General features: G+C 65.9%; 28 protein-coding genes. 16 read left to right on the top strand and 12 right to left on the bottom strand.

Translation table 11 applies throughout. The features are described from left to right. Window positions 1–268: 268 nt before the first annotated feature. Window positions 269–568, bottom strand: coding sequence for a hypothetical protein (locus QWZ14_RS09480; protein WP_290316393.1), 300 nt, complete (start codon window positions 566–568; stop codon window positions 269–271). A gap of 482 nt (window positions 569–1050) precedes the next feature. Here QWZ14_RS09480 and QWZ14_RS09485 point away from each other — a divergent pair, with 482 nt between their 5' ends. Beyond that, a complete protein-coding gene (locus QWZ14_RS09485; protein ID WP_290316394.1) occupies window positions 1051–1890 on the top strand; it encodes a hypothetical protein in 840 nt (279 codons plus the stop codon). 70 nt (window positions 1891–1960) lie between these two features. On the opposite strand, the gene QWZ14_RS09490 is transcribed toward QWZ14_RS09485, so the two are convergent. Next, complete coding sequence (locus QWZ14_RS09490; protein WP_290316395.1) at window positions 1961–2353, bottom strand: hypothetical protein; 393 nt, start codon at window positions 2351–2353, stop codon at window positions 1961–1963. Between the two features lie 188 nt (window positions 2354–2541). On the opposite strand from QWZ14_RS09490, the gene QWZ14_RS09495 reads away from it, so the two are divergent. Continuing rightward, window positions 2542–3138: an extensin-like domain-containing protein gene (locus QWZ14_RS09495; protein ID WP_290316396.1), complete on the top strand. Its 597-nt coding sequence runs from the start codon at window positions 2542–2544 to the stop codon at window positions 3136–3138. Between the two features lie 53 nt (window positions 3139–3191). On the opposite strand, the gene QWZ14_RS09500 is transcribed toward QWZ14_RS09495, so the two are convergent. Both QWZ14_RS09500 and QWZ14_RS09505 read right to left on the bottom strand, forming a co-directional pair. Further along, window positions 3192–4544: a recombinase family protein gene (locus tag QWZ14_RS09500; protein WP_290316398.1), complete on the bottom strand. Its 1353-nt coding sequence runs from the start codon at window positions 4542–4544 to the stop codon at window positions 3192–3194. Further along, window positions 4541–5041, bottom strand: a complete 501-nt coding sequence (locus QWZ14_RS09505) for a DUF2924 domain-containing protein (protein ID WP_290316400.1) — start codon at window positions 5039–5041, stop codon at window positions 4541–4543. Before QWZ14_RS09505 ends, QWZ14_RS09500 begins: the two co-directional genes overlap by 4 nt. 306 nt (window positions 5042–5347) lie before the next feature. On the opposite strand from QWZ14_RS09505, the gene QWZ14_RS09510 reads away from it, so the two are divergent. The 6 genes from QWZ14_RS09510 (at window position 5348) to terL (ending at window position 13015) form a co-directional block, all read left to right on the top strand. Beyond that, window positions 5348–6172, top strand: a complete 825-nt coding sequence (locus tag QWZ14_RS09510; protein WP_290316401.1) for a hypothetical protein — start codon at window positions 5348–5350, stop codon at window positions 6170–6172. Between the two features lie 701 nt (window positions 6173–6873). Beyond that, window positions 6874–9234 carry a virulence-associated E family protein gene (locus QWZ14_RS09515; protein ID WP_290316402.1) on the top strand — a complete coding sequence of 787 codons (2361 nt, stop codon included), beginning with the start codon at window positions 6874–6876 and terminating at the stop codon, window positions 9232–9234. Between the two features lie 321 nt (window positions 9235–9555). Further along, the gene (locus QWZ14_RS09520) at window positions 9556–9942 is read left to right on the top strand and encodes a hypothetical protein (RefSeq protein ID WP_290316404.1); all 387 of its coding nucleotides are present in this window, start codon (window positions 9556–9558) and stop codon (window positions 9940–9942) included. Beyond that, the gene (locus QWZ14_RS09525) at window positions 9939–11210 is read left to right on the top strand and encodes a site-specific DNA-methyltransferase (RefSeq protein ID WP_290316405.1); all 1272 of its coding nucleotides are present in this window, start codon (window positions 9939–9941) and stop codon (window positions 11208–11210) included. The genes QWZ14_RS09520 and QWZ14_RS09525 overlap by 4 nt, the downstream gene beginning before the upstream one ends. Next, complete coding sequence (locus QWZ14_RS09530) at window positions 11191–11565, top strand: hypothetical protein (RefSeq protein ID WP_290316406.1); 375 nt, start codon at window positions 11191–11193, stop codon at window positions 11563–11565. The genes QWZ14_RS09525 and QWZ14_RS09530 overlap by 20 nt, the downstream gene beginning before the upstream one ends. Beyond that, window positions 11555–13015 carry a phage terminase large subunit gene (gene terL, locus QWZ14_RS09535; RefSeq protein WP_290316407.1) on the top strand — a complete coding sequence of 487 codons (1461 nt, stop codon included), beginning with the start codon at window positions 11555–11557 and terminating at the stop codon, window positions 13013–13015. Before QWZ14_RS09530 ends, terL begins: the two co-directional genes overlap by 11 nt. A gap of 58 nt (window positions 13016–13073) precedes the next feature. On the opposite strand, the gene QWZ14_RS31965 is transcribed toward terL, so the two are convergent. After that, on the bottom strand, window positions 13074–14066 hold the full coding sequence (locus QWZ14_RS31965) for a trypsin-like serine peptidase (protein ID WP_353959293.1): 993 nt from the start codon (window positions 14064–14066) through the stop codon (window positions 13074–13076). Beyond that, entirely contained in the window at window positions 14026–14424 is a 399-nt protein-coding gene (locus QWZ14_RS09540; RefSeq protein WP_290316408.1) for a hypothetical protein, read from the bottom strand. Before QWZ14_RS09540 ends, QWZ14_RS31965 begins: the two co-directional genes overlap by 41 nt. Before the next feature lie 128 nt (window positions 14425–14552). Here QWZ14_RS09540 and QWZ14_RS09545 point away from each other — a divergent pair, with 128 nt between their 5' ends. Together QWZ14_RS09545 and QWZ14_RS09550 are read left to right on the top strand one after the other, a co-directional pair. Continuing rightward, window positions 14553–15476, top strand: a complete 924-nt coding sequence (locus QWZ14_RS09545; protein WP_290316410.1) for a hypothetical protein — start codon at window positions 14553–14555, stop codon at window positions 15474–15476. Window positions 15477–15590: 114 nt separating this feature from the next. Then, entirely contained in the window at window positions 15591–15794 is a 204-nt protein-coding gene (locus QWZ14_RS09550; protein WP_290316411.1) for a hypothetical protein, read from the top strand. 12 nt (window positions 15795–15806) lie between these two features. Here QWZ14_RS09550 and QWZ14_RS09555 read toward each other — a convergent pair whose 3' ends face one another. Together QWZ14_RS09555 and QWZ14_RS09560 are read right to left on the bottom strand one after the other, a co-directional pair. Next, window positions 15807–16505, bottom strand: a complete 699-nt coding sequence (locus tag QWZ14_RS09555; RefSeq protein ID WP_290316412.1) for a recombinase family protein — start codon at window positions 16503–16505, stop codon at window positions 15807–15809. Continuing rightward, complete coding sequence (locus QWZ14_RS09560) at window positions 16505–17374, bottom strand: DUF3489 domain-containing protein (protein WP_290316413.1); 870 nt, start codon at window positions 17372–17374, stop codon at window positions 16505–16507. The genes QWZ14_RS09555 and QWZ14_RS09560 overlap by 1 nt, the downstream gene beginning before the upstream one ends. 376 nt (window positions 17375–17750) lie before the next feature. Between QWZ14_RS09560 and QWZ14_RS09565 the strand changes: the two genes are divergently transcribed. Genes QWZ14_RS09565 through QWZ14_RS09575 form a run of 3 tightly spaced genes read left to right on the top strand, consistent with a single transcriptional unit; the run spans window position 17751 to window position 19387 of the window. After that, the gene (locus QWZ14_RS09565) at window positions 17751–18098 is read left to right on the top strand and encodes a hypothetical protein (RefSeq protein ID WP_290316414.1); all 348 of its coding nucleotides are present in this window, start codon (window positions 17751–17753) and stop codon (window positions 18096–18098) included. Further along, window positions 18095–18478 (top strand): hypothetical protein, encoded by a 384-nt coding sequence (locus QWZ14_RS09570; protein ID WP_290316415.1) that lies wholly within the window; start codon window positions 18095–18097, stop codon window positions 18476–18478. Before QWZ14_RS09565 ends, QWZ14_RS09570 begins: the two co-directional genes overlap by 4 nt. Window positions 18479–18505: 27 nt before the next feature. Then, window positions 18506–19387, top strand: a complete 882-nt coding sequence (locus QWZ14_RS09575) for a LysR substrate-binding domain-containing protein (RefSeq protein ID WP_353959294.1) — start codon at window positions 18506–18508, stop codon at window positions 19385–19387. Here the strand turns inward: QWZ14_RS09575 and QWZ14_RS09580 are convergent, their stop codons facing one another. Next, window positions 19388–20479, bottom strand: a complete 1092-nt coding sequence (locus tag QWZ14_RS09580; RefSeq protein ID WP_290316416.1) for a YeiH family protein — start codon at window positions 20477–20479, stop codon at window positions 19388–19390. It lies immediately after the preceding gene. Window positions 20480–20734: 255 nt separating this feature from the next. Between QWZ14_RS09580 and QWZ14_RS09585 the strand changes: the two genes are divergently transcribed. Genes QWZ14_RS09585 through cydB form a run of 3 tightly spaced genes read left to right on the top strand, consistent with a single transcriptional unit; the run spans window position 20735 to window position 23858 of the window. Next, window positions 20735–21331 (top strand): hypothetical protein, encoded by a 597-nt coding sequence (locus tag QWZ14_RS09585; protein WP_290316417.1) that lies wholly within the window; start codon window positions 20735–20737, stop codon window positions 21329–21331. A 32-nt stretch (window positions 21332–21363) separates the two neighbouring features. Beyond that, window positions 21364–22800 (top strand): cytochrome ubiquinol oxidase subunit I, encoded by a 1437-nt coding sequence (locus QWZ14_RS09590; protein WP_290316418.1) that lies wholly within the window; start codon window positions 21364–21366, stop codon window positions 22798–22800. Then, window positions 22797–23858 (top strand): cytochrome d ubiquinol oxidase subunit II, encoded by a 1062-nt coding sequence (gene cydB, locus QWZ14_RS09595; protein ID WP_290316419.1) that lies wholly within the window; start codon window positions 22797–22799, stop codon window positions 23856–23858. Before QWZ14_RS09590 ends, cydB begins: the two co-directional genes overlap by 4 nt. Before the next feature lie 116 nt (window positions 23859–23974). Here cydB and QWZ14_RS09600 read toward each other — a convergent pair whose 3' ends face one another. The 3 genes from QWZ14_RS09600 to sorA form a co-directional block, all read right to left on the bottom strand. Continuing rightward, complete coding sequence (locus tag QWZ14_RS09600; protein WP_290316435.1) at window positions 23975–24427, bottom strand: DUF302 domain-containing protein; 453 nt, start codon at window positions 24425–24427, stop codon at window positions 23975–23977. Between the two features lie 69 nt (window positions 24428–24496). After that, on the bottom strand, window positions 24497–24820 hold the full coding sequence (gene sorB, locus QWZ14_RS09605) for a SorB family sulfite dehydrogenase c-type cytochrome subunit (RefSeq protein ID WP_290316420.1): 324 nt from the start codon (window positions 24818–24820) through the stop codon (window positions 24497–24499). An 11-nt stretch (window positions 24821–24831) separates the two neighbouring features. Next, the gene (gene sorA, locus QWZ14_RS09610) at window positions 24832–26034 is read right to left on the bottom strand and encodes a SorA family sulfite dehydrogenase catalytic subunit (protein WP_290316421.1); all 1203 of its coding nucleotides are present in this window, start codon (window positions 26032–26034) and stop codon (window positions 24832–24834) included. Between the last annotated feature and the right edge of the window lie 41 nt (window positions 26035–26075).

The raw sequence follows: 26075 nt of genomic DNA on the forward strand, positions 1-26075 counted from the left end.
ACCAGGCCGCCAGCTTTCTGTATTCGCTCTCCAACGAGGCCACCATCGTAGGCACGATTTTCTCTGTCACTGCTCGATGATGGGAGGCGGCGCGTGAGGCTCTGTGCCATCGGCGGCGGCGCCGAGCCAAGAAGTGGACCTCGGCGTAAGGTGGTCGAAAAACAGCGAGGCAGCAGGTAGACTCCGTTAGGTTGGCAGCCAGTCGCTCCTTCGCCAGCGCCGCGATGCGCGTTTGGTTTCGAGCCAACCGACTGGCACCAACCTAGGGCTACCGCCTTCTCCCTCTTTGGGATGGCGTTGCCGGCTCTCCGATGGCGGAACAGTCGGCTGCGCTCAGCTTGGGCCGAACAACGCGCTCCACTGCGCTGCGCTGCTCCGCCCAGCCTGTCGGGACCGGCTCCAGCAGCCGCAGAAGCCCCAATCCCTCCGGCCTCGTTTCGTTCAGGATCGCCTCGCCAAGGCACGGCGCCAACAGCGTTAAACGCAACAGTCGGCCGAGATGGCCCCGTTCGATCCCCTCGGCAGCAGCCAATTCGGTGATCGAGGCATAGCGGCCCTCGTCCAGCATGCGCTGGTACCAAAACGCTTACGCAAAAGCCTTCACGAGCGTTGCGTCGGCCCGCGTGGTAACTGTCGCTATGCCTTCGCCCATCGGCGTCACTACCGTTTTCCTACCGGGCCGATGACGGATTGCTAGCGGCACCCGGACCGTGATGCTGGTGGCTGCCGTCATGCTGCTGCCCTTGAGGCATCCGACTGGATGGCGGTGAGGTCGCGGACCAGGCCGCTCAGCCCGTCTAGCCGCAGCCGAATGCCCGCGCCGGCGGAGCCGACCACCACCCGCGTTATCAGCAGCGAAGCGCTACGTGGCTACTTCGCCTGGACGAGACGACCTGTTCCGTCGTGCATGGCGGTGAAGCTGGCCAAACAGCCTGTCTTCCGTCTTAGTGATGCACTGATACGGTCTTATTTCGGATCGAGTCTTTGCAGTTACGGCTCGGCACAATGGCCGGCGCGCGTCAACAAAGTGTATAGCGGAGGTTGTTATAAATGGCCGAGGGTGATGTGGCGGGATGGACGCCTACGAAGCTAACCAAGAACAGGCAAGATGAGTTTCTATTCCAACTTAAGGAATGTGGGGGGAGTGCGGGCAACCAGAATCTGCGCACACGTCTTGGTTGGGATGAGGATTTTTATTGGCGTGTTCAAGGACGCCTGATTGAAGAGGGAAAAATCGTCGCGGGCCGCGGAAAAGGTGGGTCGGTGCGGTTCACGGAAGCACAGGCTGCAGCCTCAGGTACGCCGGTTGAAGGTCCAAATCTAACTATCCTTGCGGATGCCTCCGAGCTTGTTGAGGCATATGGGCGAGAGCGAGACCTTTACGCTCCATTGAAGCGGGCGATTGAACAAAAGTGGATCAATAAATTTGGTTTCGACGATGTGTTGGTGGATGAGACGCACTCTCGTGGTTCACGCGACACTGGCGGCACCTTCACGCGCCCGGACATAACGGCGGCTGGCGTCAAACGCTACGTCTACCTCCCGAAGCGGCTGGAAATCGTCACCTTTGAGGTTAAGTCAGCAGAAGCGGTCAGCATCATGGGAGTGCTTGAGGCGATTGCCCACCGTGAGGCTGCACACCGTTCCTACGTCCTTTATGCAGTTTCGCGCGCACTATTTGATGCGACGATTGAAGCAGAGCGAATCGTCGAGCTTGCGCAGAAGTACGGTATTGGAGTGGTTCTTGTGGAGCGCCCGGCTGCTGTTGAAAGTTGGGAAATTCTACTAGACGCGGTTCGCCACGAACCGGACCCAGCGCGCCTAGATCGCTTCCTCGGCGATTTGCCAAGTGAGGCGATGAAGAAACACCTTTCAAAATGGAAGGAGTGACGGCTGAAGCGCATCAATGTCTGGGAGAAGGGCGGCGAGCTTCAATTCGCTGGTGGTGAGGCCATAGGGGTTAGCGACAAAGCGCCGCAGCAGCTCGCTGCTCTGACCACTGCAACGGAAACGGCGCATGCATTGCTGTTAAGGCTGTTCCTTTCGGCTGCAGCCCGTTCAGAGCGGCTTCCACGATGTCCGGCGCCAGCAGCGTCAACCGGAGCAGCGTACCCAGATACCCCCGCTCGATCCTCTCGGCCGCAGCCATCTCGCTAATCGACGAGTACCGTCCCTCGTCCAGTAGCCGATGATACCGGAATGCCCGAGCCAGCGCTTTCACGAGCGCCGGATCGGCTCGCGTTGCCACCGGCGGCGTGGTGTCCTGACCAACCGGCGCCACAACCGTCTTCCGCCCCGGCCTGTGGCGGATTGCCAGCGGCACCCGAACCGTGATGCTGGTGGCGGTCGTCATACACCTTCCCGCCGGGTGACCAGTGGACCTTCCATGACGTTGTGCTGACCAGTCGAATCTTCCTCGTTCGACGTTGTGCATAGGCACGCCGGTGCCACATTCGACTCGTGCGCCGACTGCTCGCCCTTTTGGTCCTGACCGCTATCGGGATGGTCGCCTACTGGAAGCTGCCTCCAGAGTGGAACCCGATGGCGCCGCTCGATCTTCGAGCCGAGCCTGGGCCGATGACCCGTGTAAAGCTCTGGCGGCTCGCCGAGGATCCTGAGGCATGCTTCGTGGCCTTTACCGCATCGAGCTTGGCGCTCGTGCGAGTTCCAGACCGGCGCTCCGAAGCCACATGTATGATTGAGGACGCCGTATTGCTTCCCAATAGCATCATGGTCACTCCGCGCGGTCCGACGGTCACCTGCCGGATGGCAGCGGCTTGGGCGCTGTTTGAGCGACATTCGCTGCAGCGGGCGGCAAGGCAACATCTTGGAACTGAGATTGTTGGTGTCCGTCACCTGGGCACCTATAGCTGCCGGAATGTAAACAACGTGGCCACGAGACGGCGCAGCGAACATGCAACTGCGAACGCGATCGACATCGCTACCTTGGTCCTTGCGGATGGCCGCGAAGTGAGGCTCGCCCGCGACTGGGGTAACGGCAAGCCCGAGGGCGACTTCCTGCGTGCAGTCCGCGACGGCGCGTGCCGATGGTTTCGGGTCGTCCTTAGCCCCGACTATAATGCCGCGCATGCAGATCACTTCCATTTCGACATGGGGCCCTGGCGCACCTGCCGATGAGGCGAGGTCCAGCTGCTGATGCGTCGCGGATCGTTGGTTGGCCGTCAAAGCTATCATGCTGCCGCCCTCAGGGCATCCGGCTGGATGGCGGTGAGGTTGCGAACCAGGCCGCCGAGCCCGTCCAGCCGCAACCGAATGTCGGCGCCGGCCGGGCCAACCACCACCCGCTCCACCAGCGACCTGACAATCCGCGCTTGCTCGACCGGGAAGAGCTGCTCCCAAAGCGGCTCAAGCCGGTGTAGCGCATCCTGCGTCTCACCCTCGGTCAGGTCCGGCGCCTCCTTCCGCGCCGCCCGCCAAGTGCCGCCCACGATCTCGGGCTGCCGCAGCAGCGCTCGCACCTGGTCTACCACCGCGGCCTCGATCTCCGCAGCCGACACCCGCCGCACGATGCTGTCGTCGTCGGTGGCATCGCCCTTCAAGACCCTCTGCGCCACGTAGTACCGGTAGAGGCGGCCGTTCTTCCGGCAGTGGGTTGGTGACAATGCCCGGCCATCCACCCCAAAGATAAGCCCCTTCAGCAGCGCCGGCGTCTGCGCCCGGTTCTGATTAGCACGCACGCGTGGGCTGATTTGCAGGATGGCGTGCGCCTGGTCCCATAGCTCCCGCGGCACGATGGCCTGGTGCTCGCCGGCATGTATCTGTCCCTTGTGTGGCGCCTCCCCGACGTAGGTCCGGTTGCTCAGCAGCTTGTAGACGTCCCCCTTGTCGAGCGGTCTCCCAGACTTGCTGGTGACACCCGCGGCTTGAAGCCGGCGGACGGTCTCGACCCCCGAACCCGTTTCGACGAAGAGCTCGAATACCCGCCGGACCCGCAGTGCCTCATCCTCATTCACGATCAGCTTCCTCGCCACGACGTCGTAGCCGAGCGGCACCTTGCCACCCATCCACATGCCGCGGGCGCGCGAGGCCGCAAATTTGTCCCGGATGCGTTCGCCAATCACCTCACGCTCGAACTGCGCGAAGCTGAGCAGAATGTTCAGCGTCAGCCGGCCCATGCTGGTCGTGGTGTTGAAGCTCTGCGTGACGGACACGAAGGTCACGCCGTGCGCGTCCATCACCTCCACCAGTTTGGCGAAGTCCATCAGCGAGCGGGACAGGCGGTCGATCTTGTAGACTACGATGACGTCGACCCGATCGGCCTCGATATCCCGCAATAGCCGCTGTAGGGCTGGCCGCTCGAGCGTCCCGCCGGTGAAGCCGCCGTCATCGTAGTGGTCCCGGACCAGTAGCCACCCCTCGGCGCGCTGGGAGGCGATGTAGGCCTCGCAGGCGTCCCGCTGGGCTTCGAGGGTATTGAAGACCTTATCCAGGCCCTCGTCGGTCGATTTGCGGGTGTAGACGGCGCAGCGGAGCTTCTTCACGGTCGCCGGCATGGCGGGTTCGGGCAGCTTCCGGCGGCTCATGCCCCAGGTCTCCCCTTGAGGCCGAAGAAGGTCCAGCCATTCCAGCGGGTGCCGGTGATATGCCGGGCAATGGCTGAAAGCGACCGGTAGGGCCTGCCCTCGAACTCGAAGTCATCGGCGCGGACGGTGACCACGTGCTCGACACCGCCATGCTCGCGGATCAGGCGCGTTCCAGGTAGCGGGCGGCTGTCAGCACGGATCCGGCGGAGGACGATATTACCGCCGTCCAGCTGCTCGCCCAGCGCCTCCAGGCGGGCTCGCGTCTCTGGCTTCAGGCCACCATAGGCCAGTTCCTGGATGCGGTAGGCGAGGCGGCTCTGGATGTAGGCCTTGTTGAAGGGCGGCGGCTCCTTCCCATAGAGCTCGCGCCATTGCTGTTTCAGCTGGGCGATCGGCGTCGTCTGGAGGGCTGCCAGCCGGCCGAGAACATCAGCGGGCGGGATCCTAGGGATGGTCGTCACCGGCGCGGACGGCGTGGTCGAGGGTCGTCGGGTCATGCGGTAGGCCTCTCTCTGGAGTCTGCATGACCGCTCTGCCGGGCGGTATAGTGTAGCGAACTTTCTCCCGTGCCGCCGGCCTGCTCGGTGTCGTGGGCACTATCCTCGGCATTGCGGCACCGTAGCCGCAGCAGGCCGGCGGCCAAGATGGTGCAGACCTCACGGAGGTGGGGTGGGAGGCAGGTTAAGATGCCGTCTCGGGATTCAAGCATCATGGGTGACGCCCATGGCCAGACTGAGAGACTTGAGACCTCTTGGTGGGTGGCTTGGGTCCTCAGCTATGTTGGGGCAGAGAGGACCCGATTCGTGACCCATGACCCATCCCGACTGAGCCTTCGCAACGCCCTGCTGCATTGGTGCTTCGAGGAGCGTGTGGAAGACGTGCGAGCGGTAGAGGGCTACTTTCGATCCCAAGATCTGGCGAGGCACGGATGGCCAAACTTGGGCGGTGCCTCTAGCCGTGGTGAGCCAAATCCTGTCGAGGATGAAGACGAGGCGCGAGCAGAACTTTCTCGCGCCTGGCGCGGTCTTTTGCTCGATTTTCAGCAGCGGGTTGAAGGTGGCCAAGTTCATTTGCGTGGGGTGCAAACGAACCCGGAGCGGCGACTGGACGATAGCCTGCTCCCAGGCCAATGGGCGGCCGAATACCGCTTCGATGTCCTGGCCGGCAGCCTCCATGTGTGGGAGTACCGCTTCGTCAATGTCGTGGTGCTGCCCGGCCCTGCCGATAAGGAGGCTTTGGCAGAAGCGTGGCCTTCGGCCGCGAGTGTCTCGAGGACAAAAGCCTCGTCTCCGACCCGAGAGTTGCGCGTTGAGGATGTTGCGTTGCTCGATCCTGGCGTCGTTGCAGCGCTCCTGGAGCGCCATGCAGAGCACGTGCGAACTGGACTGCGCAAGCAGTTGCTGCCGCCAGGCGGAGCCTCGCCGATGGCCCTTATTGCGTCGATGATGCAGCATCGCGCCAAAGAGTTGACCCTTCTGCCGACGATGGCAGCTGAGGCGGATTGGCTGAGTGAATGGTGCGGTAGAGTAGCTCCATCCTACTTTTCGGTCGGGGCGAAGCGCATCCAGAACTTGCTCGGTGCCCTGTACAAAGATCTGCTCGCTGCACAAAAGAAGTCGACCGGTTAGGAGTGGTCGTCGGATTACGGGGAGGCATCGCTCAGCTACGTTTAGGCATCCTGGTCCAACGGATGATCGGCTCATAGCCGTCCAACACGAGTGCATTTTCTTGTCCATGCCCAGCAACTTGGCGGTTGGCGTTTTCCCGATCCACACTCCCGACTTCCCGGCCTAGAGATTCGACTTGGGATTCTGGATGGGGATTTCGCGGTAACCCTAATGCTTTGGCAGACCCACACCGATGGGCCTTGCTGAGGGTACCGCCATGACGAAAGCTCAATCGCAAGATTGCCATTTCAACCAAGCCGATTTGGCCCGCCGTTGGTGCCTCAGCCCGCGGACTTTGGAACGATGGCGCTGGCTCCGTACTGGGCCGGCGTACCTCAAGGTCGGTGGTCGGGTGGCTTACCGGCTGGAGGACATCGAGACCTATGAGGCAGCGCAGCTGCGTGGCGGTGGCCGGTGAGGGACGCGGCGATGGCCGCAGGTATGAGTGACCCGAACCACAATCCCGCCTTCCGGCGGCGTTGGGATGAGCCGTCGGACAGGAAGCACCCAGCCGTCGCCATCCCGCTGCAGACAGCCCGCGACCCGATCGGGCAGATCGGCTTGGCGCTGCTGGAAGCCTGGCACCGGGACAAAACGCCGCGGAAGGGGGCTGGGTCATGAACGCTCAAACCGAGACAGTCGCTGTGCCGGCGGAGGCAAGCGTGCAGACCTACGGCTTCACCTTCGGCCACTATCTGCAAACCGGGTCCTGGTCCGATCAGCGTCACCTGACCTGGTCAGGCCTGACAGAGTTGCTGACCCGGCACGAGGTCGGCGCTAAGGATGGTACCTGCATTGTCCCGGCGACCTTCATTGGTACTCGGCGGCACAAGTATGACGCCCGGCAAATCGACGTGGTCTTCCTCGATAGCGATGCCGGCGCCACCCTGGAGGAGATCGTGGCCGCCATTGAGCGGCGGTGCTGGAAGGCCATCGTCGCCTCCACCCATTCTCACCTGATGCGGACCACCCAGGTCAAGCGTGGCAACTGGGACAGTTTTCGGCTCAAGGCCGAGGACCAAGCCACCGCGCCAGCCGCCTTCCTGATCAAAGAGAAAGGCTACCTAAGCCGGATTGCCGACCGGGCCGTCATCCGCTCGGAGGGCGCCGAGTACGTCATCATCGAGCACCAGCCCTGCCCGAAGTTCCGCTTGGCCTTGCCGCTGCTGCGACCCTGGCTGGCGTCTGGTTACGACAGTCAGCTGCAGGCCAATGCGGCCTGGAAAGAGCGGATCGAGGCGCTGGCAGCTGCCCTGGGCCTCAGGCACGACCAGTCCTGCACGGATACCTCCAGGCTGTTCTTCCTGCCGCGCCGGCCGGCGGACGGAGCGCCGCCCGAGATGGCGGTGCTGCAGGGTGTCCCCTGCGACCTGTTCGACCTGCCCGCTGCGCCAAAGCCGCGCGGAGCCACTGCCAAGCGACAGCGACCTCGGCAGGGCACGGATGATCTCAGCTTTACCGATCCGGAAACCGGGGAGGTATTCGACCTGTCGGGCTGGGCCCGGGTTCACGCTACCCGGTTCGAGATCGTCAAAGCGTTGCAAGCCCGCAAGCCCGACCTGCTCATCGGCAAGGTCACCGATGGCACGAAGCACCACATCCGCTGCGCTAACGAGGACCGGCATACCGATGCGGGTGCCGATGCGGCGACAATGATCGTCAACTCGAGCGAGAGCACTAGCAAGGGCTTCGTCTATCACTGCCGCCATGCCCACTGCGATGAGGTGGACCGCCTGATCTTCCTTCGCAGGATGCTGGAACAGTGCTGGCTGACGGTGTCGGACCTGACGGATCCACGCTTCCTTGGCCCAGTGGCGGAAGGGCAGTCGGGTTGGATTGCCGTTTGCCAGACAGACGGCAGAGGAAATCCGCGGCCAAATCTTGCCAATGCAATGCTGGCGCTCCGGTCCGATCCTCATCTTCAAAACCTATTTTCCTATGATGAGATGCTGCGAACGCCACTGCTGATGCAGGCTGTGCCAGGAAGCACGCTGGGGAGGGCGCCCATCGGACAGCCGCTGCAGGACGCCAACGTTTCAGCAATACAGGAATTCCTGCAAACCCACGGCTTGGAAAACTTGAGCAAGGATACGACCCACCAAGCCGTCGATCTTCGGGCCCAGGAACGGGCCTTTCACCCCATCAGAGACTACCTCTCAGCCCTTCAGTGGGATGGTTCGCCGCGCGTGGAAACCTGGCTCCATAGCTATCTGGGCGTCGAGCATGGCCCTTATGCCTCTGGCATTGGAAGGATGTTCCTGATCGCAATGGTCGCGCGCATCTATGAGCCCGGGTGCAAGGCCGACTACATGATGGTCTTCGAAGGGCCGCAGGGCGGACGCAAGTCAACCGCTTGCGCCATCTTGGGCGGGCAGTGGTTCTCCGACGGTTTGCCTGATTTGCGTAGCGGCAAAGATGTTTCGCAGCACCTGAATGGCAAGTGGCTGATTGAGGTTGCCGAGATGTCCGCGTTGGACAAGGTTGAAGCCGCTGCACTGAAGGCCTTCGTTACCAGGCGTCAGGAGCGGTACCGGCCTAGCTATGGCCGCAAGGAAGTCATCGAGCCGAGGCAATGCGTTTTCATCGGCACCACAAACAAAGCAGCCTACCTGCGTGACGAGACTGGCGGACGCCGGTTCTGGCCGGTGAAGGTCGGCTTGATCGATACAGTCGCGCTCAGCCGAGACCGGGACCAGCTGTTTGCCGAAGCCGTGCTGTTCTATCGGCAAAGGATAGCTTGGTGGCCCAGCCAGGATTTCGAGACGAGCCACATCGCACCAGAGCAGGATGACCGGTACGAGGCCGACGTATGGGAACAGCCTATTGCGGTGTGGCTGGCTGGGCGGGTTGAGGTCACGATCCTAGCTGTTGCTCGTGAGGCTCTTGCCATTGAGACCCCAAAGATCGGCACCTCGGAGCAGCGTCGGATCGCCGCGGCCTTGGAACGGCTTGGGTGGATACGGGCACCGCGTACTTCATCTGGCCGCTTCTGGGTGAAGGCTCGGTCGGGCGTTGACGCATGACGCACATGACGCACTTTCCTTCCTAGTTTCTGGTGGAAATAAGAAGGAGAGAGGGTGTGGGCGAGCATGCCGGGGCGCGAGCACCCGCGTGGGAACACGTTGGGAATATGCGTCATGTGCGTCATGTGCGTCATGGTACTGGTGATTAGTGGTTAGCCACAGTGAGAGGATCGGTCGAATTTCCCGTACTACAACCCGTCCAGTCGCCACCAACCGTAGAAGTTCGTAGTTCTGCGCAGAGATGTCGCGTTGTCGTAGTATTCGTCGGTCCAGTATCATCCAGGCTTCGCCGCGCGCGACCGCGCCGCCCGGAGCATTGCCATGGCTGGCCGCAAGCCCTTCACTCCAACCGACGAGCAGCGCCGCATGGTCCGCGCCATGGCGGGCTATGGCGTGCCGCACGACGATATTGCGCTGGTGACGCAGTGCAGCCCGCCGACGCTGCGGAAGTGGTTCCGCCATGAGCTCGACATCGCCACCATCGAGGCCAATGCCCGCGTTGCCCAAATCCTCTACCAGCAGGCCACCACACCGGGGAACCTGGGCGCCACGATCTTCTGGCTCAAGGCCCGGGCCGGCTGGCGCGAGAAGCAGGTTGTCGAGGTCGCCGGCGGCGATGGCGGCGCCGCATTCGTCAACTTCACCTGGCTGCCGTCGGGTGCCACTGAGGGACAGCCTGTCCAGCGCCTGAAGGACGGCAGTTCATGACCGCCGCACCGGCAAAGTTTCCGGCCTACAAGCCGGCACTGGTCGCCGACCTCGTCCCCTACGCCCGCAACGCCCGGACCCATTCGCCGGCCCAGGTGGCACAGATCGCCGCCTCGATCCGCGAATTCGGCTTTACCAATCCGATCTTGGTGGACGGCGAGCGCGGCGTCATCGCTGGCCACGGCCGACTGCTCGCCGCCAGGCAGCTCGGCATGACAGAGGTGCCGACCATTGAGCTGACCCACCTCAATGCCGCTCAGCGCCGCGCCTATATCCTGGCCGACAACCGCCTGGCGCTCTCCGCCGGCTGGGACGACGACCTGCTGCGGATCGAGCTCAGCGACCTCCAGGCCGAGGGCTTCGACCTGGCCCTGACCGGCTTCGATCCGCTTGAGCTCGGTGCCCTCCTGGCCGAGCCCACCGCCGGTCTGACCGACCCGGACGAGATCCCGCAGGTGCCGGAGACGCCGGTGAGCCGCCCCGGCGACCTTTGGCAGCTGGGCCGCCACCGCCTGTTCTGCGGTGACAGCACCGATGCCGCGGCAGTGGAGGCGGTCCTCGCCGGGGTCCGGCCGCACCTGATGGTCACCGACCCGCCCTATGGGGTGGCCTACGACCCTGCCTGGCGCAATGCCTCCTTGGCCGGCGGCAAGACCGCCCGGGTTGGCAAGGTGCTGAACGACGACCGGGCCGACTGGCGCGAGGCCTGGGCGCTGTTCCCCGGCGAGGTTGCCTATGTCTGGCATGGTGCCCTCCACGCCGGCACCGTGGCCGAGAGCCTTACCGCGACGGGCTTCACCGTCCGCGCCCAGATCATCTGGGCCAAGGAGCGGCTGGTCATGGGCCGCGGCCACTACCACTGGCAGCACGAGCCATGCTGGTACGTCGTTCGCGGTACCGGCCACTGGAGCGGCGATCGCAAGCAGACGACGCTCTGGTCGATCCCCAGCCGCGGCCAGGACGCCGCCACCACCCACGGCACCCAGAAGCCGGTCGAGTGCATGGCCCGGCCGATGCGGAACAACTCCAGCCCTGGCCAAGCGGTCTACGAGCCCTTCTGCGGCTCCGGCACCACCTTGATCGCCGCCGAGATGGAAGGCCGCGCCTGCCACGCCATCGAACTCGCCCCGGCCTACGTGGACGTCGCCCTGGCCCGCTGGCAGGCCTTCACCGGGCTGCAGGCGACGCTACAGGGCACTGGCACGACCTTCGCCGCCCTTGGGGCCCAGCGGGCGACGGAGGCCGTGGATGGGCGCGCCAACCTATAGCCCGACCGAGGAGCAGCAGCGCACGGTCCGCGCCATGTCGGGGTTCGGCATTCCCCAGGCCGACATCGCCACCCTGCTCGAGATTGACGACAAGACGCTGCGCAAGCACTTCCGCCGGGAGCTGGACCGCGGCTCGATTGAGGCCACGGCCAAGGTGGCGCAGACGCTGTTCCAGATGGCCACCTCCGGGCAGAACACCGCGGCGGCGATCTTCTGGATGAAGGCCCGGGCCGGCTGGCGGGAGAAGCATGAGCTGATCCTGTCGGCCAAAACGCCGGATATCATGACCGACGAGGAGCTGCTCGACGAGATTGCCCGGTCGCGGGCGGCCCGACTGATGATCGATGGCGAGTGACGCCGCCTGGGAGCTGGGCCAGCGCCGGGCGCTGCGCCGGGACTTCGGCCTCTGGTGCAGCCACGCCCTGACCCCGCAGGGCCTGGCCCCGGCCGCCCACCACCGCCTGCTCATCCGCGAGCTGCAGGCCGTGGCGGACGGGGTGCAGGACCGCCTGATGGTCTTCATGCCGCCGGGCTCGGCCAAGAGCACCTATACCTCCGACCTGTTTCCCGCTTGGTTCCTGGCCCAGGGCCGCGATCGCCGGGTGATCGCCACCAGCAACACCGCCGACCTCGCCGGGACCTTCTCCCGCCGGGTCCGGGGGCGGATCCGCACCGATGGCCTGGTGCTTGGTTATCGGCTCGAGCGCGAGGCCGAGGACCTCTGGACTACCAGCAACGGCGGTGAATACCGCGCAGCGGGCATTGGCGGCGTCATCACCGGCCTGCGCGCCGACCTGGCGCTGATCGACGACCCAGTGAAGTCCCGTGAGGAGGCGGACAGCGAGGCGCGGCGCAATCGAGTATGGGAGTGGTTCCAGGACGATCTGCGCACCCGCCTGCGGCCCGGCGCGGCAATCGTGGTGGTGCAGACCCGCTGGCACGAGGACGACCTCTCCGGGCGGCTGCTGGCGGCCCAGAAGGACCAGTGGCGGGTGGTGTCGCTCCCAGCCGAGGCCGAGGCGGACGACCCGCTGGGCCGGGCCCCAGGGGAGATGCTCTGGGGCGATGACGGCTATGGCTATGCTGCCTCGCTCGCCCGGGTGAAGGCCGAGGCCAGCACCCGCAGCTGGTCCGGCTTGTATCAACAGCGCCCGGTCCCCGACACGGGCGACTACTTTCAGCGGGATTGGCTTCACCAGGCCGATAGCATGCCGGACCGGGCCACCCTGCGGGTCTATGGCGGCTCCGACTATGCCGTCACGGCGAACGGTGGGGATTTCACCGTGCATGCCGTGGTGGGGATGGATCCGAATGGCCGGCTGTGGCTGCTCGATCTCTGGCGCGGCCAAGCTGCGTCCGACACCTGGGTCGAGGCCTTCTGCGATCTGGTCCGGCAGTGGAAGCCGATCGGCTGGGCGGAGGAGGTTGGGCAAATTCGGGCTGGCATCGGGCCCTTCCTCGAACGGCGCATGCGGGAGCGGCAGGCGTTTGTGGCGCGGCATGCCTTTCCGACCCGCGGCGATAAATCGGTGCGGGCGCAGTCGATCCGCGGGCGTATTGCGCTGGATGGGCTGCACCTGCCGCGGCAGGCGCCGTGGCGGCATGCCTTCGAAGCGGAGCTGCTGACCTTCCCGGCCGGCAAGCATGACGACCAGGTCGATGCGCTGGGGCTGGTTGGCCAGTTGCTCGACAAGATGGTCACCGGCACGGCGCTGAAGCCCAAGTCGACCGAGCCCGAGGACAGCTGGACCCGAATGTTCGACCACGATGCGAACGGTGCCGCAGTCACATGGCGGACGGCCTAGCCTCGGGGGTGTTCAACACCGATCGACGACCGTTGGTCGGTGGTGAACAGGCCGTCGGCTATGGCGGGCCAGCCCTGGTGGGGGTGGAGAGGGATTTTGCTGGAGGCACGCCGGCCGCAAGGTCGATCTCCCATGCTGGAACTGCTGCTCCGCCTGTTACACCTACAAAGGTAGTGCTTTCGGCTGTTGTAGTGCGGCCACCACGCACACCACTGGCCACGCCAATTATGGACCATTCTCCTGAGGGAGCCCGGGCGAGCAGAGGTGCACCGCTGGTGCCGCGCGTTCCAGCGCAGGTATGCAAAAGCATCAGACGTCCAGCAACGTCGCGCTCGCCTCCAACAACATGGCAACTGAGGTCGCCGAGTAGCACCTCCCTGCGATCCTGTTGATAACCCCCCAGGGCAACAGGAATACCCTCTGATCCGCGAGAGAACGTGCGCAAGTCAGCAAGACGCAGCACTCCAGCGGCTGAGGCAAGAGGCGCTTCGAGCGTCAGGACTGCCCAGTCGTCTCCCGATGCCATCGGGGATGGTGTGTATGTCGGCGCCACCACGTAGCTGCTGACGCGTGCGTGTCCCGCGTGCTGACCATGTTGATATCCCAAAACAAAGTGAAGGGAGTTAGGCTGCATAAAGCAACCGCTTCTTGAGCTGACGACGCAATGGGCAGCGGTCAGCACGGTTGTCGGGGCAATCAACGCCCCCGTGCAGAAGCTGCCGAGGGCAGCGTTGTTGACGCGGCCCAACGCAGACCAGGGAGCATCTGCCGAGTTAAGACGGGCCCTGGGATCTGGGCCTGGACCAAGCCCGATCCGTACAGCACCGGGTACACGCACGCGCAGAGGAGTGTTGCAGTCCGCGAGCGCTGTCGCCGCACTCAGTAGCAAAGATGGAAGGAAAAATGTGACGCCGGCCGCAAAGCGAAGGCATTTTCGAGCAAAAGCAGTTCCGGTGATTTGCATCTGTGCCCCCCAACTCGACAAAGCTGCGCAGAACCATACGAAACGATCAAGGATGTTGGATTTGGCGAACAGCCTTACAGTCTGCATAAGCGAACTTCAGGCAGTTGCTCGCGCCATCACCCTTGTCACCGTTGTACGTCCAGGTCCCGCGGCCGGACGGCACCGGCACACCCCTTTCGTTCAGCGCCCTGGCCATCGCCGCATGGCTGGTGACACTCCCCTCACGCAACCGCTCAATGTCTATGGCTACGCGGTGTGCCGCCTGCTCCGCCACCTTGCGCCGCGCCACGCCGACAAGCGTGGCATCTGGGCCGCAGGCAGGCCGGAAGCCCCTATCACCCCCCAACACCGCCCCACAGGCCTTGGCAGCTGCCAGCGCGGCTTTTGTACAGCCGCTGATCAGCTCCCATTCCTTCTGCGCCACGGCAGCGTAGATCCGCATCATTGGGCCATCGGCGCCCGGCATGTCATCTGCCCGGATCGCATAGCCCTCCTCCAGCAGGCTGGAGTATGATCAGGCGTTTTGAGCGTGCCGTGCAATGATGCGGTGTGGTGCGGCCAGAAGGAGCCTGAATGTTCGATCTGCTGGTCCATGCTGATTGGAGCAAACACAGCCGGAAGCGATGGGCCGCGACCGCACGGCGGGTTGGTAGTAGCTGGGAGGTGGGTGCGCCAGAACGAGTGGGCCTTGTTCAGGAATTCCTACACCAGGCGTTTGCCTCAGCCGGGCATGACAGAGTGCTACTCGGCTTCGACTTTCCCATCGGCCTGCCCGAAGCCTACGGCGTCCAGACTGGGGCGCGCGGGTTCGTCGATTTCCTGGACCTTCTCCGGACTAACGCCTGGCCGGAATTCTTCGAGGTGGCGCAGAGGCCGGATCAGATATCACTACGCCGGCCCTTCTACCCTCAAGGCGCGCCCAAGGGTGTAACCCGCGCTGCCCTGGTGGCCGGCCTGGGTGTCAGCAGCTTCAACGAACTGCTGCGGGCCTCCGAGCGTGCCACGTCCTATCGCCAAGCGGCCTGCTCGATCTTTTGGACCTTGGGTGGCAACCAAGTCGGCAAGGCGGCCCTCGCTGGTTGGCAGGAAGTCGTCATCCCTGCCCGGCGTCGCGGCGCACGCCTGTGGCCGTTCGAGGGCACGCTCGCCGAGTTGGCGGTGCTCCCTGGCGTCGTCATAGCTGAAACCTACCCCGCCGAAGCCTATCGCTTGGTTGGCGCCGAGTTCTCCCGTGGCGAAAGCAAGCGCAGAATGGCCGACCGGTGCCGGAAGGCGGAGGCGATCTTCGCATGGGCCGCGGCGCATGGGGTTCGCCTCGCGCCCGGAGCGCAGCAGGCCATCCTGGACGGCTTTGGACCGCTGTCAGCAGGGGAGGACGCCTTCGATGCTCTGATGGGGCTGGTGAAGATGATCGAGGTGGCAGATGGGCGCCGACCAGAGGCCACCGAGGTGCAAGACCGCTCCCGAGCCTGGGAAGGGTGGATCTTGGCGCGGTAGGGCGACTCGGCAGCTTTGAGCTCCGCGCCGTCGGGCTGTGGATATCGGGGATAAGGGAGGTCAGCCCTGATTTAGCAGCACCATGTTGTTCTTTATTTGTTCTAGGCTTCGGCCATGCCAGACGATTCTCCGCCGCCCCACCCCGCCCAGCTTGGCTTCTTCGAGCCCAAGGCGTTGCGTATGACGCCAGGGGAGCGGGACCTGGTGGCGGCGTTCATGGAGCGCGTGCTGGCGGCGCATCCGGCTTGGCCTTGGCCACTGATTGAGGAGGAGGCACGGCGGCGGGCCGAAGAAATGTTCGTCGTCGTCCGGAGGTGACCGGGTCGTGGGTCAGGCTTCGGCTCGGGCCAAAACACGGGCAACGGTGGTGTGGGTCCAAACACCGCAGCCCCGCGGTGTCGCCACGCCACGCTCAGTCAGCGCCCGCGCTATCGCCGCCTGGCCTGTAACGCCCTCTGTCCGCAGCCGCTCTACCTCCAGGGTCAGCCGGTGGGCGGCCCGCTCCGCTGCCAGGCGACGTGCCTGGGTCGCTGCCGCGGCGCTGGGCCCCATGGCAGGCCGGTAGCCCCTATCACCGCCCAGCATCGTACCCCGCGCCTTGGCGGCGCGCAGCGCGGCCCTGGTGCGCTCGCTGATCAGCTCGCGCTCCTTCTGTGCCATCGCCGCATAGATCCGCATCATCAGGTCATCAGCGCCGGGCATATCCGCCGCCCGGACCGAGTAGCCATCCTCCAGCAGCTGCGACAGCGTGTGAGCCCGCCGGGTGATCCGGTCGAGCCGGGCGGCGACCAGCACCGCGCCGAGCTGCCGGCAGCGGGCGAGCGCTGCCTGGAAGCCAGGCCGGTGGTCGTCTTTGCCGCTGGCGATGTCGCTGTACTCGGCGACCAGCACCCATCCCTGCTCCGTGGTGAAGGCCCGGACGCTGGCCTGCTGCGCCTCCAGGCCGAGGCCGCTCTGCCCCTGCTCGGCGGTGGAGACCCGGGTCAGCCCTACCGCGTAGCGCGGGGTTCCGGTTCGGCTGGCGAGCATCAGCCGGCCTCGGCGACGCGGTAGATGGTGTAGCTGCCCTTGGCCCCGGCCTTATTCGGACCGACTTGGCGAACCCGCTCCAGCACCGAGACCGCTATGCCTTTGCGTCCCAGGCCGGCGAGGAAGCCGCGGACGGTATGCGGCGCCCAGCCGGTGGCCTCGATCAGCTGCGGCCCGCTGGCACCCTCGGGGCGGCGCAGCAGTGCCAGGACCGTCGCCTGTTTGGTGTCGGGTCGAGGGGCGCGGGCGGCCGCGTCCTTGGGATTAGGGTGGCACGAGGCCAGGGCTGTTTGCAGTGCGCCGATGGCGCCGGCCAAACCAGGCTGCTCTGGCGTGCCCCAGGCGGCAAGCACGGCCTGGGCAGCCTCGCGCAGGCGGACAAGGCGAGGCGCCCCAAGCGGAGTCTTGGAGGGGCCGCCAGCGCCTTTGTCGCCTACGCCGCTGTGACCCACGAGCCTTGTCGCCGGCGGCGCCAATGACTCGCTGTGGGGCTCTGTGGGGCCGTTGGCAGGCACGATGCCGACAGCCACCTTGGGATCATGACCGTCATCCAGCTCGGTCTCGTATTCGGCCTGCGTCAGACCGCCAAGTTCCGTCTCGTCGACTGCATTCCGGGGCTCGTCGTATCCAATCGCCTGGCGCCCAGCCTCGGTGATCTGCATTGCCGTCGTGGTGCCGTCGGCCTGCCGCCAGCCAAGGCCATGATGGTCGTTCGGCGCCGAATACTCGGCCACCAACACCTGGCGCAGCAGGCTGCGCAGCACCGCATGCCGGGCGGCAGCAGGGAGCGTGGCTGGTGGGGCAGCGACGCCGAGTGGGTGCTGGCTCGCCTCGGTGAGGATGCTGCGGGCGGTGTCGGAGAGGCTCATGGGTGGGGCTCCTGGGGCATGACCCAACCATCGGGTCCTACTGGCCAGAGCCCCGCCGAGGGGTTGGTGGGGGCGGTGCCGGGTTCCTTCAGCACGGGTGAGCATTCGCTCTGCACCGGCCGCGAGACAAGCGGCAAAAGCGATGACAACATTGGTTTCTAAACACAGCATCTGGCCGAGTACCCTGCACCCTCGACCTGACCGGACCGCTCCAGGTTGCGGGGTCACGAAGGCGCCACAGTCCCAACCCTGGGCGGCAAAACATAGGTAACCAAATATGCCGGTCGTCAGCTCTGCGAGGCAGGCTGCATCCACAGCCTCTGCTGTCCCGTATGGAACTCTGAAATACCAATCGGAGATATTTATGCAAGGCGCCTTGATGCTGCTCCTCTGTATGCTCACGGGGACCAACGCCATGGCGGCGCCAGATAGCCCAATGGACTGGCCACCGCTGACGTCCCGCTTCGAAAGCACGGGTGGAGGCGGTTGGATGATCGAGGGGTATGACCCGGTCATCGCGGGTATGCGCTGCGTCACGGATTTCGCTGCCGTTGCCCCTGACGGCCAAGTGTTCCGCAATGAGGTCGAGTTCGATGCCGTGGCCGTAACTGGCGGTGTGCTATGTGAAAATGGCCGCTGGCGGGCAAAGGACGGCTCGAGTTCGGGCACCACTCCCTTGCGCGTCCTCATCCGGGATGACGGCAGGCGGTTCCGGTCACCTTGATCTCGCCGGTCCTGGTGCCCTCGCATTGGCGTGGCCCGACACGGCGCCGGCTCTCCGCACTGTTGCTGCCCGCCTGGCTGAACCGGCGGCAGACCATCCGGGTCGGTGCGGGCGTGGCCTTCGCGCAGGTGGGGATCGTCGGCTTCGACGGGCAGATCGAGGTGGAGGCGCTGCGGCTGTTTGGGCTGCCGGAGGCAGCGCCGGCGGTACTTTATGCATGGCCCGCGGTGCCGGTGGGGACAAGCAGCTTGGCGCTGGAGACGAACTGGGACCTGCCAAGCCTCTCGGCATACGCGACGGCGAACATGGACCTGACCGTGGCGGGTGTGCAAGGCCACGCGCCGAACCCTTCATCTGACCGGCCTGCTCGGTTACTGTGACCGATGCTTCGAATGACCCTGGAACAATTGCGCGTTTTCGTGGCCGTGGCCGAACGCCAGCATGTCACGCGCGCGGCCGAGGCGCTGAACATCGCGCAATCCGCGGCCAGTGCCGCGGTGGCGGCGCTGGAGGCCGCCCACGGCATCAAGCTGTTCAACCGCGTGGGCCGCGGTATCGAGCTGACCGAGGCCGGACAGCGCTTCCTGGGCGAGGCCCGCGCGGTCCTGGCCCAGGCCGAGGCTGCCGAGCTCACCCTGGCCGAGCTGGGCGGGCTGGTGCGCGGCGTGCTCTCGGTGCAGGCCAGCCAGACCATCGCCAGCTACTGGCTGCCGCGCCACCTCGTCGCTTTCCGCCGCGCCCATCCCGGCATCGAGATACGGCTGGCTGTGGGCAACACCGCGCAGGTGGCGGCCGCGGTGCATGACGGCCTGGCTGAACTCGGCTTCGTCGAGGGCGCGGTGGAGGACGGCCAATTGGACAGCACCACGGTCGCCACCGATCAGCTTGTGCTGGTGGTGCCGCCGGACCATCCATGGGTCACCGCTGGGGCCGCCACCCCGGCGCTGACCCTGCAACAGGCCGCTGCGGAGGGGGAATGGGTGTTGCGCGAGCCCGGCTCCGGCACACGCTCGGCCTTCGAGGCGGCGTTGGCGGCGGCGGGCATCGCGCCGGGCAGCCTGCGCGTGGCGCTGGAGATGCCCTCCAACGAAGCCGTGCGCGCCGCGGTCGAGGCCGGCATGGGCGCCACCGTCATTTCCGCTTCCGTCGCCGTGCCCAGCCTGGAGGCAGGGCTGCTGCACCAGGTCCCGCTCGCGTTGCCCGAGCGCGCCTTCCATGTGCTGCGGCATCGGGAGCGGCAGCCCAGCCGCGCCGCCGAGGCCTTGCTGCGGCTGATCGCCGCCGCCTGATCAGGCGATGCCCAGCAGGCGAATCAGACCAAGCCCCAGCCCGCCAAGCGCCAGCAGCGACAGGCTGACAGCCGCCGTCACCCGCCCGCCGGCGCCCGCCACCACTTGCACATCCACACCCAGGCCGAGTGCCGCCATCGAGATCACCGTCAGCACCATCGCCAAGGTGGCGAGCGGGGCCAGCACCGCCTGCGGCACCAGGCCGAGGGAGCGCAACCCGCTCATGGCGAGGAAGCCCAGGATGAACCAGGGCACCAGCCGATGCAGCGGCGGCCGGCCCGGCCGCGGTCGGTCGCCGGCGGTGACCTGCGGCGCGGCTTCGTCAGGCTCCTCGCGCAGGCGCGGCGTCAACAACGACAGCGCCAGCACGACCGGTCCCAGCATCAGCACCCGCACCAGCTTGACCAGCGTGCCGACCTGCACCGCCAGGGCGCCGATGGGTGTTGTCGCCGCCAGCACCTGCGGCACGGCATAGACGGTCAGCCCCGCCAGCACGCCGAATTGCGTGCCGCTCAGCCCCAGCGCCGGCACCAGCAGCGGGAGCCCCAGCACGGCCAGCACACCCAGCACGGCGGTGAAGGCGATGGAGGAGGCGACCTCGTCGCCATCCGCGCCGATCACCGGGGCCACTGCGGCAATGGCCGAATTGCCGCAGATGGCATTGCCGCAGGCCACCAGGATCGCCATCCGGCGCGGCAGGCCAAGCAGCCGGCACAGCCCATAGCCGCCCGCCACCGCCACGGCGACGAAGCCCGCGATGCCCAGCAGCAGCGCCGGCCCCACCGCCAGGATGGTGGCCGCGCTGACCGAGGCGCCGAGCAGCACCACCGCCGTCTCCAGCAGGAATTTGGCGCTGAAGGCGATACCGGGATGCCAGCGGGCGGCCGGCGTCCAGGCGGTGCGCAGCGCGGCGCCGAGCAGGATGGCCAGCACCAGCGCCTCCAACCAGGCGCGGCCGAAAAGCCTCGCCTCGACATGCTCCAGGGCGATGGCGGCCAGGGTGACGGCGATGCACAGCAGGATGCCCGGCAGCAGGGCGGGCAGCCGGTACAGGGCCGGGGCTGGTGTCAGGGTGTCGGTCGTGGCGGACATGGTCGTGTTCCGGTCCTTGTCGGGTGTGGCCGGAGTTTCGGGACGGTGGGGTTTCACGTCCAACGGATGGATCGAATGAAACCAATCCTGAAAACTGATTGATTCCGTCCTGCTCGTGCAGATCAAGCTAAAATACAGATATGTTTGATACGATTTTATCGTTGGATGGATTGAATGCCGGCGTGCAGCGTGCCGGTCACGGTGATGACCGACCCCCAGTCAGAGCCCTGCCCCTGCGATCCCACGGAGATACTCATGCCCATCCGCACCGACGATACCGCCCCCAACCCCGACGACACAGCCAACCCGGCCCCCGCCTGGACCGAAATCCGCGCCGTGCGCGAGGTGGTGGGCCTGTTCGACGACCATGCGGCGCTGGAGCAGGCGGTGGATGAACTCCTCGTCTCCGGCTTCGACCGTTGCGAGGTGAGCCTGCTCGCCGAAGCCGGTGACGCGCCAGGCAACAGGGCCGAGCAACTCGCCGATGACCCGCAAGCCCCACGCACCGACCATTTCTGCACTGAAGCGCTGGGCAATGCCGAGGGCGGGCTGATCGGCGGCTTCGCCGTCATTCCCGCCCTCAGCGCCGCAGGCGCCGCCACTGCCGTCGGCGCCACCACGCTGGCCGTGACCGGACTGGCGATCGCCAGCGGTGGTGCCGGGGCGGTGCTCGGCGCCTTCCTGGCCGTGCTCCTGGCCCGTCGTCGCGCCACGCATCACGCCGAACAGACGGAGATGGGCGGCCAGCTTCTCTGGGTTCGCACCCGTTCGCCGGAGCTGGAGCAACGCGGCATGGATATCCTGGCCCGGCATGCGGCACACCACGTCCACGCGCACGACATGCCGGTTTGACATCCGCCACGCCGTCATCAGGGTATTCCGCCATGTCATGGTCTGACCTTCCGAGCGCGCTCGACCTCGCCCGCCTGCAATTCGCCTTCACCGTCACCTTCCACTTCATCTTTCCGGCCTTCACCATCGGCCTGGCCAGCTACTTGGCGGTGCTGGAAGGGCTCTGGCTGTGGACCGGGCGGGCGGTCTATCTGGATGTGTTCCAATACTGGCTGAAGATCTTTGCCATCGTCTTCGCCATGGGCGTCGTCTCCGGCGTGGTGATGTCCTACCAGTTCGGTACCAATTGGTCGGTGTTCGCGGTGCGCACCGGCAATATCCTCGGTCCATTGATGGCCTATGAGGTGCTCTCGGCATTTTTCCTGGAAGCCGGCTTCCTAGGCGTCATGCTGTTCGGCCTGAAGAAGGTCGGCCCGCGGCTGCATTTCGCGGCCACCTGCCTGGTGGCATCAGGCACCCTGCTCTCGGCCTTCTGGATTCTCTCGGCCAATTCATGGATGCACACGCCGGCCGGCTACAGCGTGGCGCCCGATGGCCGCTTCATGCCGGAGGATTGGTGGGCGATCGTCTTCAACCCCTCCTTCCCCTATCGCCTCGCGCATACCGTCACCGCCGCCTATCTCACGACCGCCTTCATCGTGGGCGCGGTCGCCGCCTGGCATCTGCTGCGCGACGCGGCCAATCCGCGCGCACGGCTGATGTTCTCGATGGCGATGTGGATGGCCGCCGTGGTGGCGCCCGTGCAGATCGGCCTGGGCGACGCGCAGGGCCTCAACACCCTGGCGCATCAACCGCAGAAGGTCGCAGCGATGGAAGGCCATTGGGAGGGGCAGAGCGGCGCGCCGTTGATCCTGTTCGGCCTGCCGGATGCGGCCACGGAAACCACCCGCTACGCGCTTTCCATCCCGCATCTCAGCGCCCTGGTGCTGACCCATGAATGGAATGGCGCGACGCCGGGCTTGCGCGACTTCGCCCCTGGTGCGCGTCCCACCAACGTGCCTCTGGTGTTCTGGGCGTTTCGCGTGATGGTCGGCCTGGGCAGCCTGATGCTGCTGGTGGGCGCCATCTCGCTGTGGCTGCGCTGGCGCGGCCAGATGTATGGCGCGCGCTGGTTTCAGCGCGCCGTCGTGGTCATGGGGCCGTCCGGGCTGGTCGCGGTCATCGCCGGCTGGATCACCACCGAGACCGGGCGCCAGCCCTTCACCGCCTATGGCCTGCTGCGCACGGCGGACAGCGTGGCCCCCATCGTCGCACCTGCGGTGGCGACCTCCCTGCTGGCCTTCATCGTCACCTACTTCGTCGTCTTCGGCGCCGGTGTGTGGACCGTGCTCCACTTGATGGCGACGGCGCCGCATGCGGCCGAGGCCGGGCCATCCCCCGCGGAGCCCATCCGCACCGCCGGCACCGTGGCCGGGCAGGATCCCACCACCGGGGACACCACCGCCACCCTGCATGAGGCCCGGCCATGACGACGGAAACCCTGTCCTGGCTGCCTGTCATCTGGGCGGTGATCATCGCGGCCGCGGTGTTCTTCTATGTCTGCATGGATGGCTTCGACCTCGGCCTGGGCATCCTGTTCCCCTGGTTCCGCGCGCAGGCCGACCGCGACGTGATGGTGAACTCCATTGCCCCGATCTGGGATGGCAACGAGACCTGGCTGGTGTTCGGGGGCGCGGGCCTGTTCGCCGCCTTTCCACTGGCCTATGCAACGATCCTGCCGGCGCTCTACATGCCGCTGATCAGCATGCTGCTGGCGCTGATCGGCCGCGGCGTGTCCTTCGAGATGCGCTTCCGCACCCATTCCAACCGCGCTCGAGCGTGGTGGGACCGCGCCTTCGCCTGGGGCAGCGTGGTTGCCACCTTCTGCCAGGGCATCGCGCTGGGCGCGCTGGTGCAGGGCATCAGGGTCGAGCACGGCGCCTATGCCGGCGGCTGGTGGGATTGGCTGACGCTGTTCTCGGTCTTCACCGGCCTATCGCTGCTGGTCGGCTACGGGCTGCTGGGCGCCTGCTGGCTGATCTGGAAGGCCACTGGCCCGCTGGCGGAGACCGCCCGCCGGCTGGCGTTCATCCTGGGCTGCGGCCTGCTGGCCTGCATCGGCGTGGTGAGCCTTTGGATGCTGGTATCGCAGGCCGGGTTCAGGACGCGTTGGCTGGGCTATCCAGGGCTGCTGATCGCGGCCCCAGTGCCGGTGCTGACCGTGCTGGCGGCGTGGCGTTTTCGCCTCTCGCTGCTGCGCCTGTCCCGGCATGATGCGGCACCCGTCGGAGGTCCGGCGCCGCGCGACATCACGCCGCTGCTGCTGGCCCTGACGCTGTTTCTGCTCAGCTATCTCGGCCTGGGCTTCAGCCTCTGGCCGTATATCGTGCCGCCTGGCGTCACCCTGTGGGATGCCGCGGCCGCACCCTCCTCGCAGCGCTTCCTGCTGGTGGGTGCGGCCATCCTGCTGCCGGTGATACTCGGCTACACGGGATACGTGTACTGGCTGTTTCGCGGCAAGGTCGAGCATGGGGCAGGCTACCACTGATGCCGCCCGCGCTCATCCGTGCCTTGTGGTTCGCGGCGCTGTGGCTGGCCGGGGTGGCCGCTGTCGGCGCAGTGGCGCTGCTGATCCGCTGGGTGCTGCGATGAATGTGACCGACGCTATGGCGCGGTTGCTTCGGCCAGGAACCGCCGCACCCCTGCCTCCATCGCCGCGAGCGGCGCATCGCAGGCGGCCGGCAGGTCCCAGCGCGGCTTCAACGATTGGGGGTCGATCATGCCCAACCACACCTGCCCAGCTTCATCCTGCCAGGCCAGGGCCCTGAGCGGCAGGTCGATGCCCGCACGCTGATTGCACACCATGATCGGCGTGCCGCCCTGGGGCCTTCCGAAGATCATCAGTTCGGTGGGGCGCAGGCTCAGACCCACGCCCATCGCCGCCTCGGAATGCCGCACCCGGCCGACGAGGAAGAACCCGCCGGCGATGACCACCGCCTGCAGCCGGTCGAGAGTCTCGGTCACTGGCCGGCCGCTTCGCACCGCGATCATGTCGTCGGCGCGAGCTGGGATGGCGGCCGTGACTGCGAGGCACGTCAAAAGGATGAACCTGAGCATCGCCAATGCCTCTTCCTCGGATGTGAATAGTGGACAGCACCCGCTCTCCGCACCGGGTGCCGCGGCCCTCTACCGACCGTAAGTCGCCGCGAGATAGGCGACGATCGCCGGCACATCCGATTCGTCGATCGGCGCGCCATAGACGTGACGCATCTTGGTCACCTCGGCCTGCCAAAACGCCGCCGGATCACGGAAATTGCGTGGCTGCGTCGTGATGTAATCGGCCGAATGGCATGCGCCGCAATTGCCCTGCACCACGTCGAGGCCTGGCCCCGGGGCAAGTTCGGCGGTCTCCTCGGGGAGGTCGTACTGGACTGGACGGGCATCCACGGCCGACATCAGGCCGAACGCCACGGCGCCCGCCAGCATGGGCGTGATGATGATGTTTCGCATGTCCATCTCCCTTAGGCCGCCGTCACGGTCACGGTTTCCACCACGTTCCGCATGTAGCCGGCCGGGTTCCAGCGCGCCTCCATCGGTTGGGTTTCGCCCGCGGTGCTGGTGGCTCGCGCCATCAGCCCGTGCACGCCAGCCGGCAAGGTGACCTCCACCGCGAAACGGCGAAAGGAATAGCGGCTCAGCGCCGTCTCCAGCCGCGCATCCACCCACCTCCTCCCGCCATCGGCGGAAACCTCGACCTTGGCGATGCCTGTGCCGCCATCGAAGGCGATGCCGGTGACGGTTACCGGCCGTCCCGCCGCCACGCGGCCAGCCTCGGCCGGCGCAGTGATGAAGCTGCGGATATTGAACTTGCCGATCGGCCGCGTAGGTCCCGCCGGGGCGCCGGCCGGAACGCAGGCGCAGTCATTGTCGGGAACGCGATAGGCCGAAGCCATCCAGAAGCTATCAGATGGCTTGTCGAGCACGGTGATCTCATGCAGGTGCTTGACCCAGTAGGTGCCGAAATAGCCCGGAACGACGAGCCGCAGCGGATAGCCGTTCAGCACTGGCAGATCCGCGCCATTCATCGCCCAGGCCAGCATAACCTGGCCATCGGTGGCGTGATCCAGGCGCAGCGATTTGGTGAAATCCGGCGTGTCGGGTGCGGGGGGTTCATCGAGCCCGTTGAAGCTGACTTCGACCGCGCCAGAGGCGATGCCGGCGCGTTCCAGCACCGATTTCAGCGTCACGCCGCGCCAGAGGGCATTGCCCATCAACCCGTGGGCAGCCTGGCCACCGCCGACGCGGGGTTCGGAAAAGCCGCGGCTATTGCCCGAGCATTGATGCACCGCGACCACCTCCGTGGCCGGCAGCGCCTTGATCTCTGCGAGCGATAGGGAGAGTGGCCGCGTCACCCGGCCCGTGACCGCCAGGCGGTAGGTCTCAGGATCGAGGTCCTGCGGCGGCACGTTGCCGGAGAGATGGTAACGCACGAAGAACGCATCATTCGGCGTGATGACGCCCTCGCCGAACACCGAGAATGGCGTTTCAAGCTGAGGCGGTCGGGACGTCAGACGGATCAGCGGTCGCTTTTGCGGGTATTGCACCAATGGCCGCTCGCCATTGGCGAAGGGCAGCGTGATGGTCTGCGCTCGGGCCGTGGCGACGCCGGCAAGACCTAGCCCGGCGGCCAGATGCAGCGCGTGGCGACGGTTGAACATTGTCATGGACTTCCTCCTGTTTCGGCTTTCTTCGGCAGACACGCCTT

It is taken from the genome of Paeniroseomonas aquatica, assembly GCF_030409335.1.
Lineage (GTDB): Bacteria > Pseudomonadota > Alphaproteobacteria > Acetobacterales > Acetobacteraceae > Belnapia > Belnapia aquatica.

Coding starts and splice junctions, on each gene's coding strand:
- QWZ14_RS09585 (WP_290316417.1), top strand. CDS start 20,735: ATGCCCATCCGCACCGACGATACCGCCCCCAACCCCGACGACACAGCC.
- terL (WP_290316407.1), top strand. CDS start 11,555: ATGGCGAGTGACGCCGCCTGGGAGCTGGGCCAGCGCCGGGCGCTGCGC.
- QWZ14_RS09555 (WP_290316412.1), bottom strand. CDS start 16,505: ATGCTCGCCAGCCGAACCGGAACCCCGCGCTACGCGGTAGGGCTGACC.
- QWZ14_RS31965 (WP_353959293.1), bottom strand. CDS start 14,066: ATGCAGACTGTAAGGCTGTTCGCCAAATCCAACATCCTTGATCGTTTC.
- QWZ14_RS09530 (WP_290316406.1), top strand. CDS start 11,191: ATGGGCGCGCCAACCTATAGCCCGACCGAGGAGCAGCAGCGCACGGTC.
- QWZ14_RS09500 (WP_290316398.1), bottom strand. CDS start 4,544: ATGAGCCGCCGGAAGCTGCCCGAACCCGCCATGCCGGCGACCGTGAAG.
- QWZ14_RS09560 (WP_290316413.1), bottom strand. CDS start 17,374: ATGAGCCTCTCCGACACCGCCCGCAGCATCCTCACCGAGGCGAGCCAG.
- QWZ14_RS09540 (WP_290316408.1), bottom strand. CDS start 14,424: ATGATGCGGATCTACGCTGCCGTGGCGCAGAAGGAATGGGAGCTGATC.
- QWZ14_RS09580 (WP_290316416.1), bottom strand. CDS start 20,479: ATGTCCGCCACGACCGACACCCTGACACCAGCCCCGGCCCTGTACCGG.
- QWZ14_RS09505 (WP_290316400.1), bottom strand. CDS start 5,041: ATGACCCGACGACCCTCGACCACGCCGTCCGCGCCGGTGACGACCATC.
- QWZ14_RS09480 (WP_290316393.1), bottom strand. CDS start 568: ATGCTGGACGAGGGCCGCTATGCCTCGATCACCGAATTGGCTGCTGCC.
- QWZ14_RS09600 (WP_290316435.1), bottom strand. CDS start 24,427: ATGCTCAGGTTCATCCTTTTGACGTGCCTCGCAGTCACGGCCGCCATC.
- QWZ14_RS09525 (WP_290316405.1), top strand. CDS start 9,939: ATGACCGCCGCACCGGCAAAGTTTCCGGCCTACAAGCCGGCACTGGTC.
- QWZ14_RS09590 (WP_290316418.1), top strand. CDS start 21,364: ATGTCATGGTCTGACCTTCCGAGCGCGCTCGACCTCGCCCGCCTGCAA.
- cydB (WP_290316419.1), top strand. CDS start 22,797: ATGACGACGGAAACCCTGTCCTGGCTGCCTGTCATCTGGGCGGTGATC.
- QWZ14_RS09550 (WP_290316411.1), top strand. CDS start 15,591: ATGCCAGACGATTCTCCGCCGCCCCACCCCGCCCAGCTTGGCTTCTTC.
- sorA (WP_290316421.1), bottom strand. CDS start 26,034: ATGACAATGTTCAACCGTCGCCACGCGCTGCATCTGGCCGCCGGGCTA.
- QWZ14_RS09485 (WP_290316394.1), top strand. CDS start 1,051: ATGGCCGAGGGTGATGTGGCGGGATGGACGCCTACGAAGCTAACCAAG.
- QWZ14_RS09520 (WP_290316404.1), top strand. CDS start 9,556: ATGGCTGGCCGCAAGCCCTTCACTCCAACCGACGAGCAGCGCCGCATG.
- sorB (WP_290316420.1), bottom strand. CDS start 24,820: ATGCGAAACATCATCATCACGCCCATGCTGGCGGGCGCCGTGGCGTTC.
- QWZ14_RS09545 (WP_290316410.1), top strand. CDS start 14,553: ATGTTCGATCTGCTGGTCCATGCTGATTGGAGCAAACACAGCCGGAAG.
- QWZ14_RS09490 (WP_290316395.1), bottom strand. CDS start 2,353: ATGACGACCGCCACCAGCATCACGGTTCGGGTGCCGCTGGCAATCCGC.
- QWZ14_RS09495 (WP_290316396.1), top strand. CDS start 2,542: ATGGCGCCGCTCGATCTTCGAGCCGAGCCTGGGCCGATGACCCGTGTA.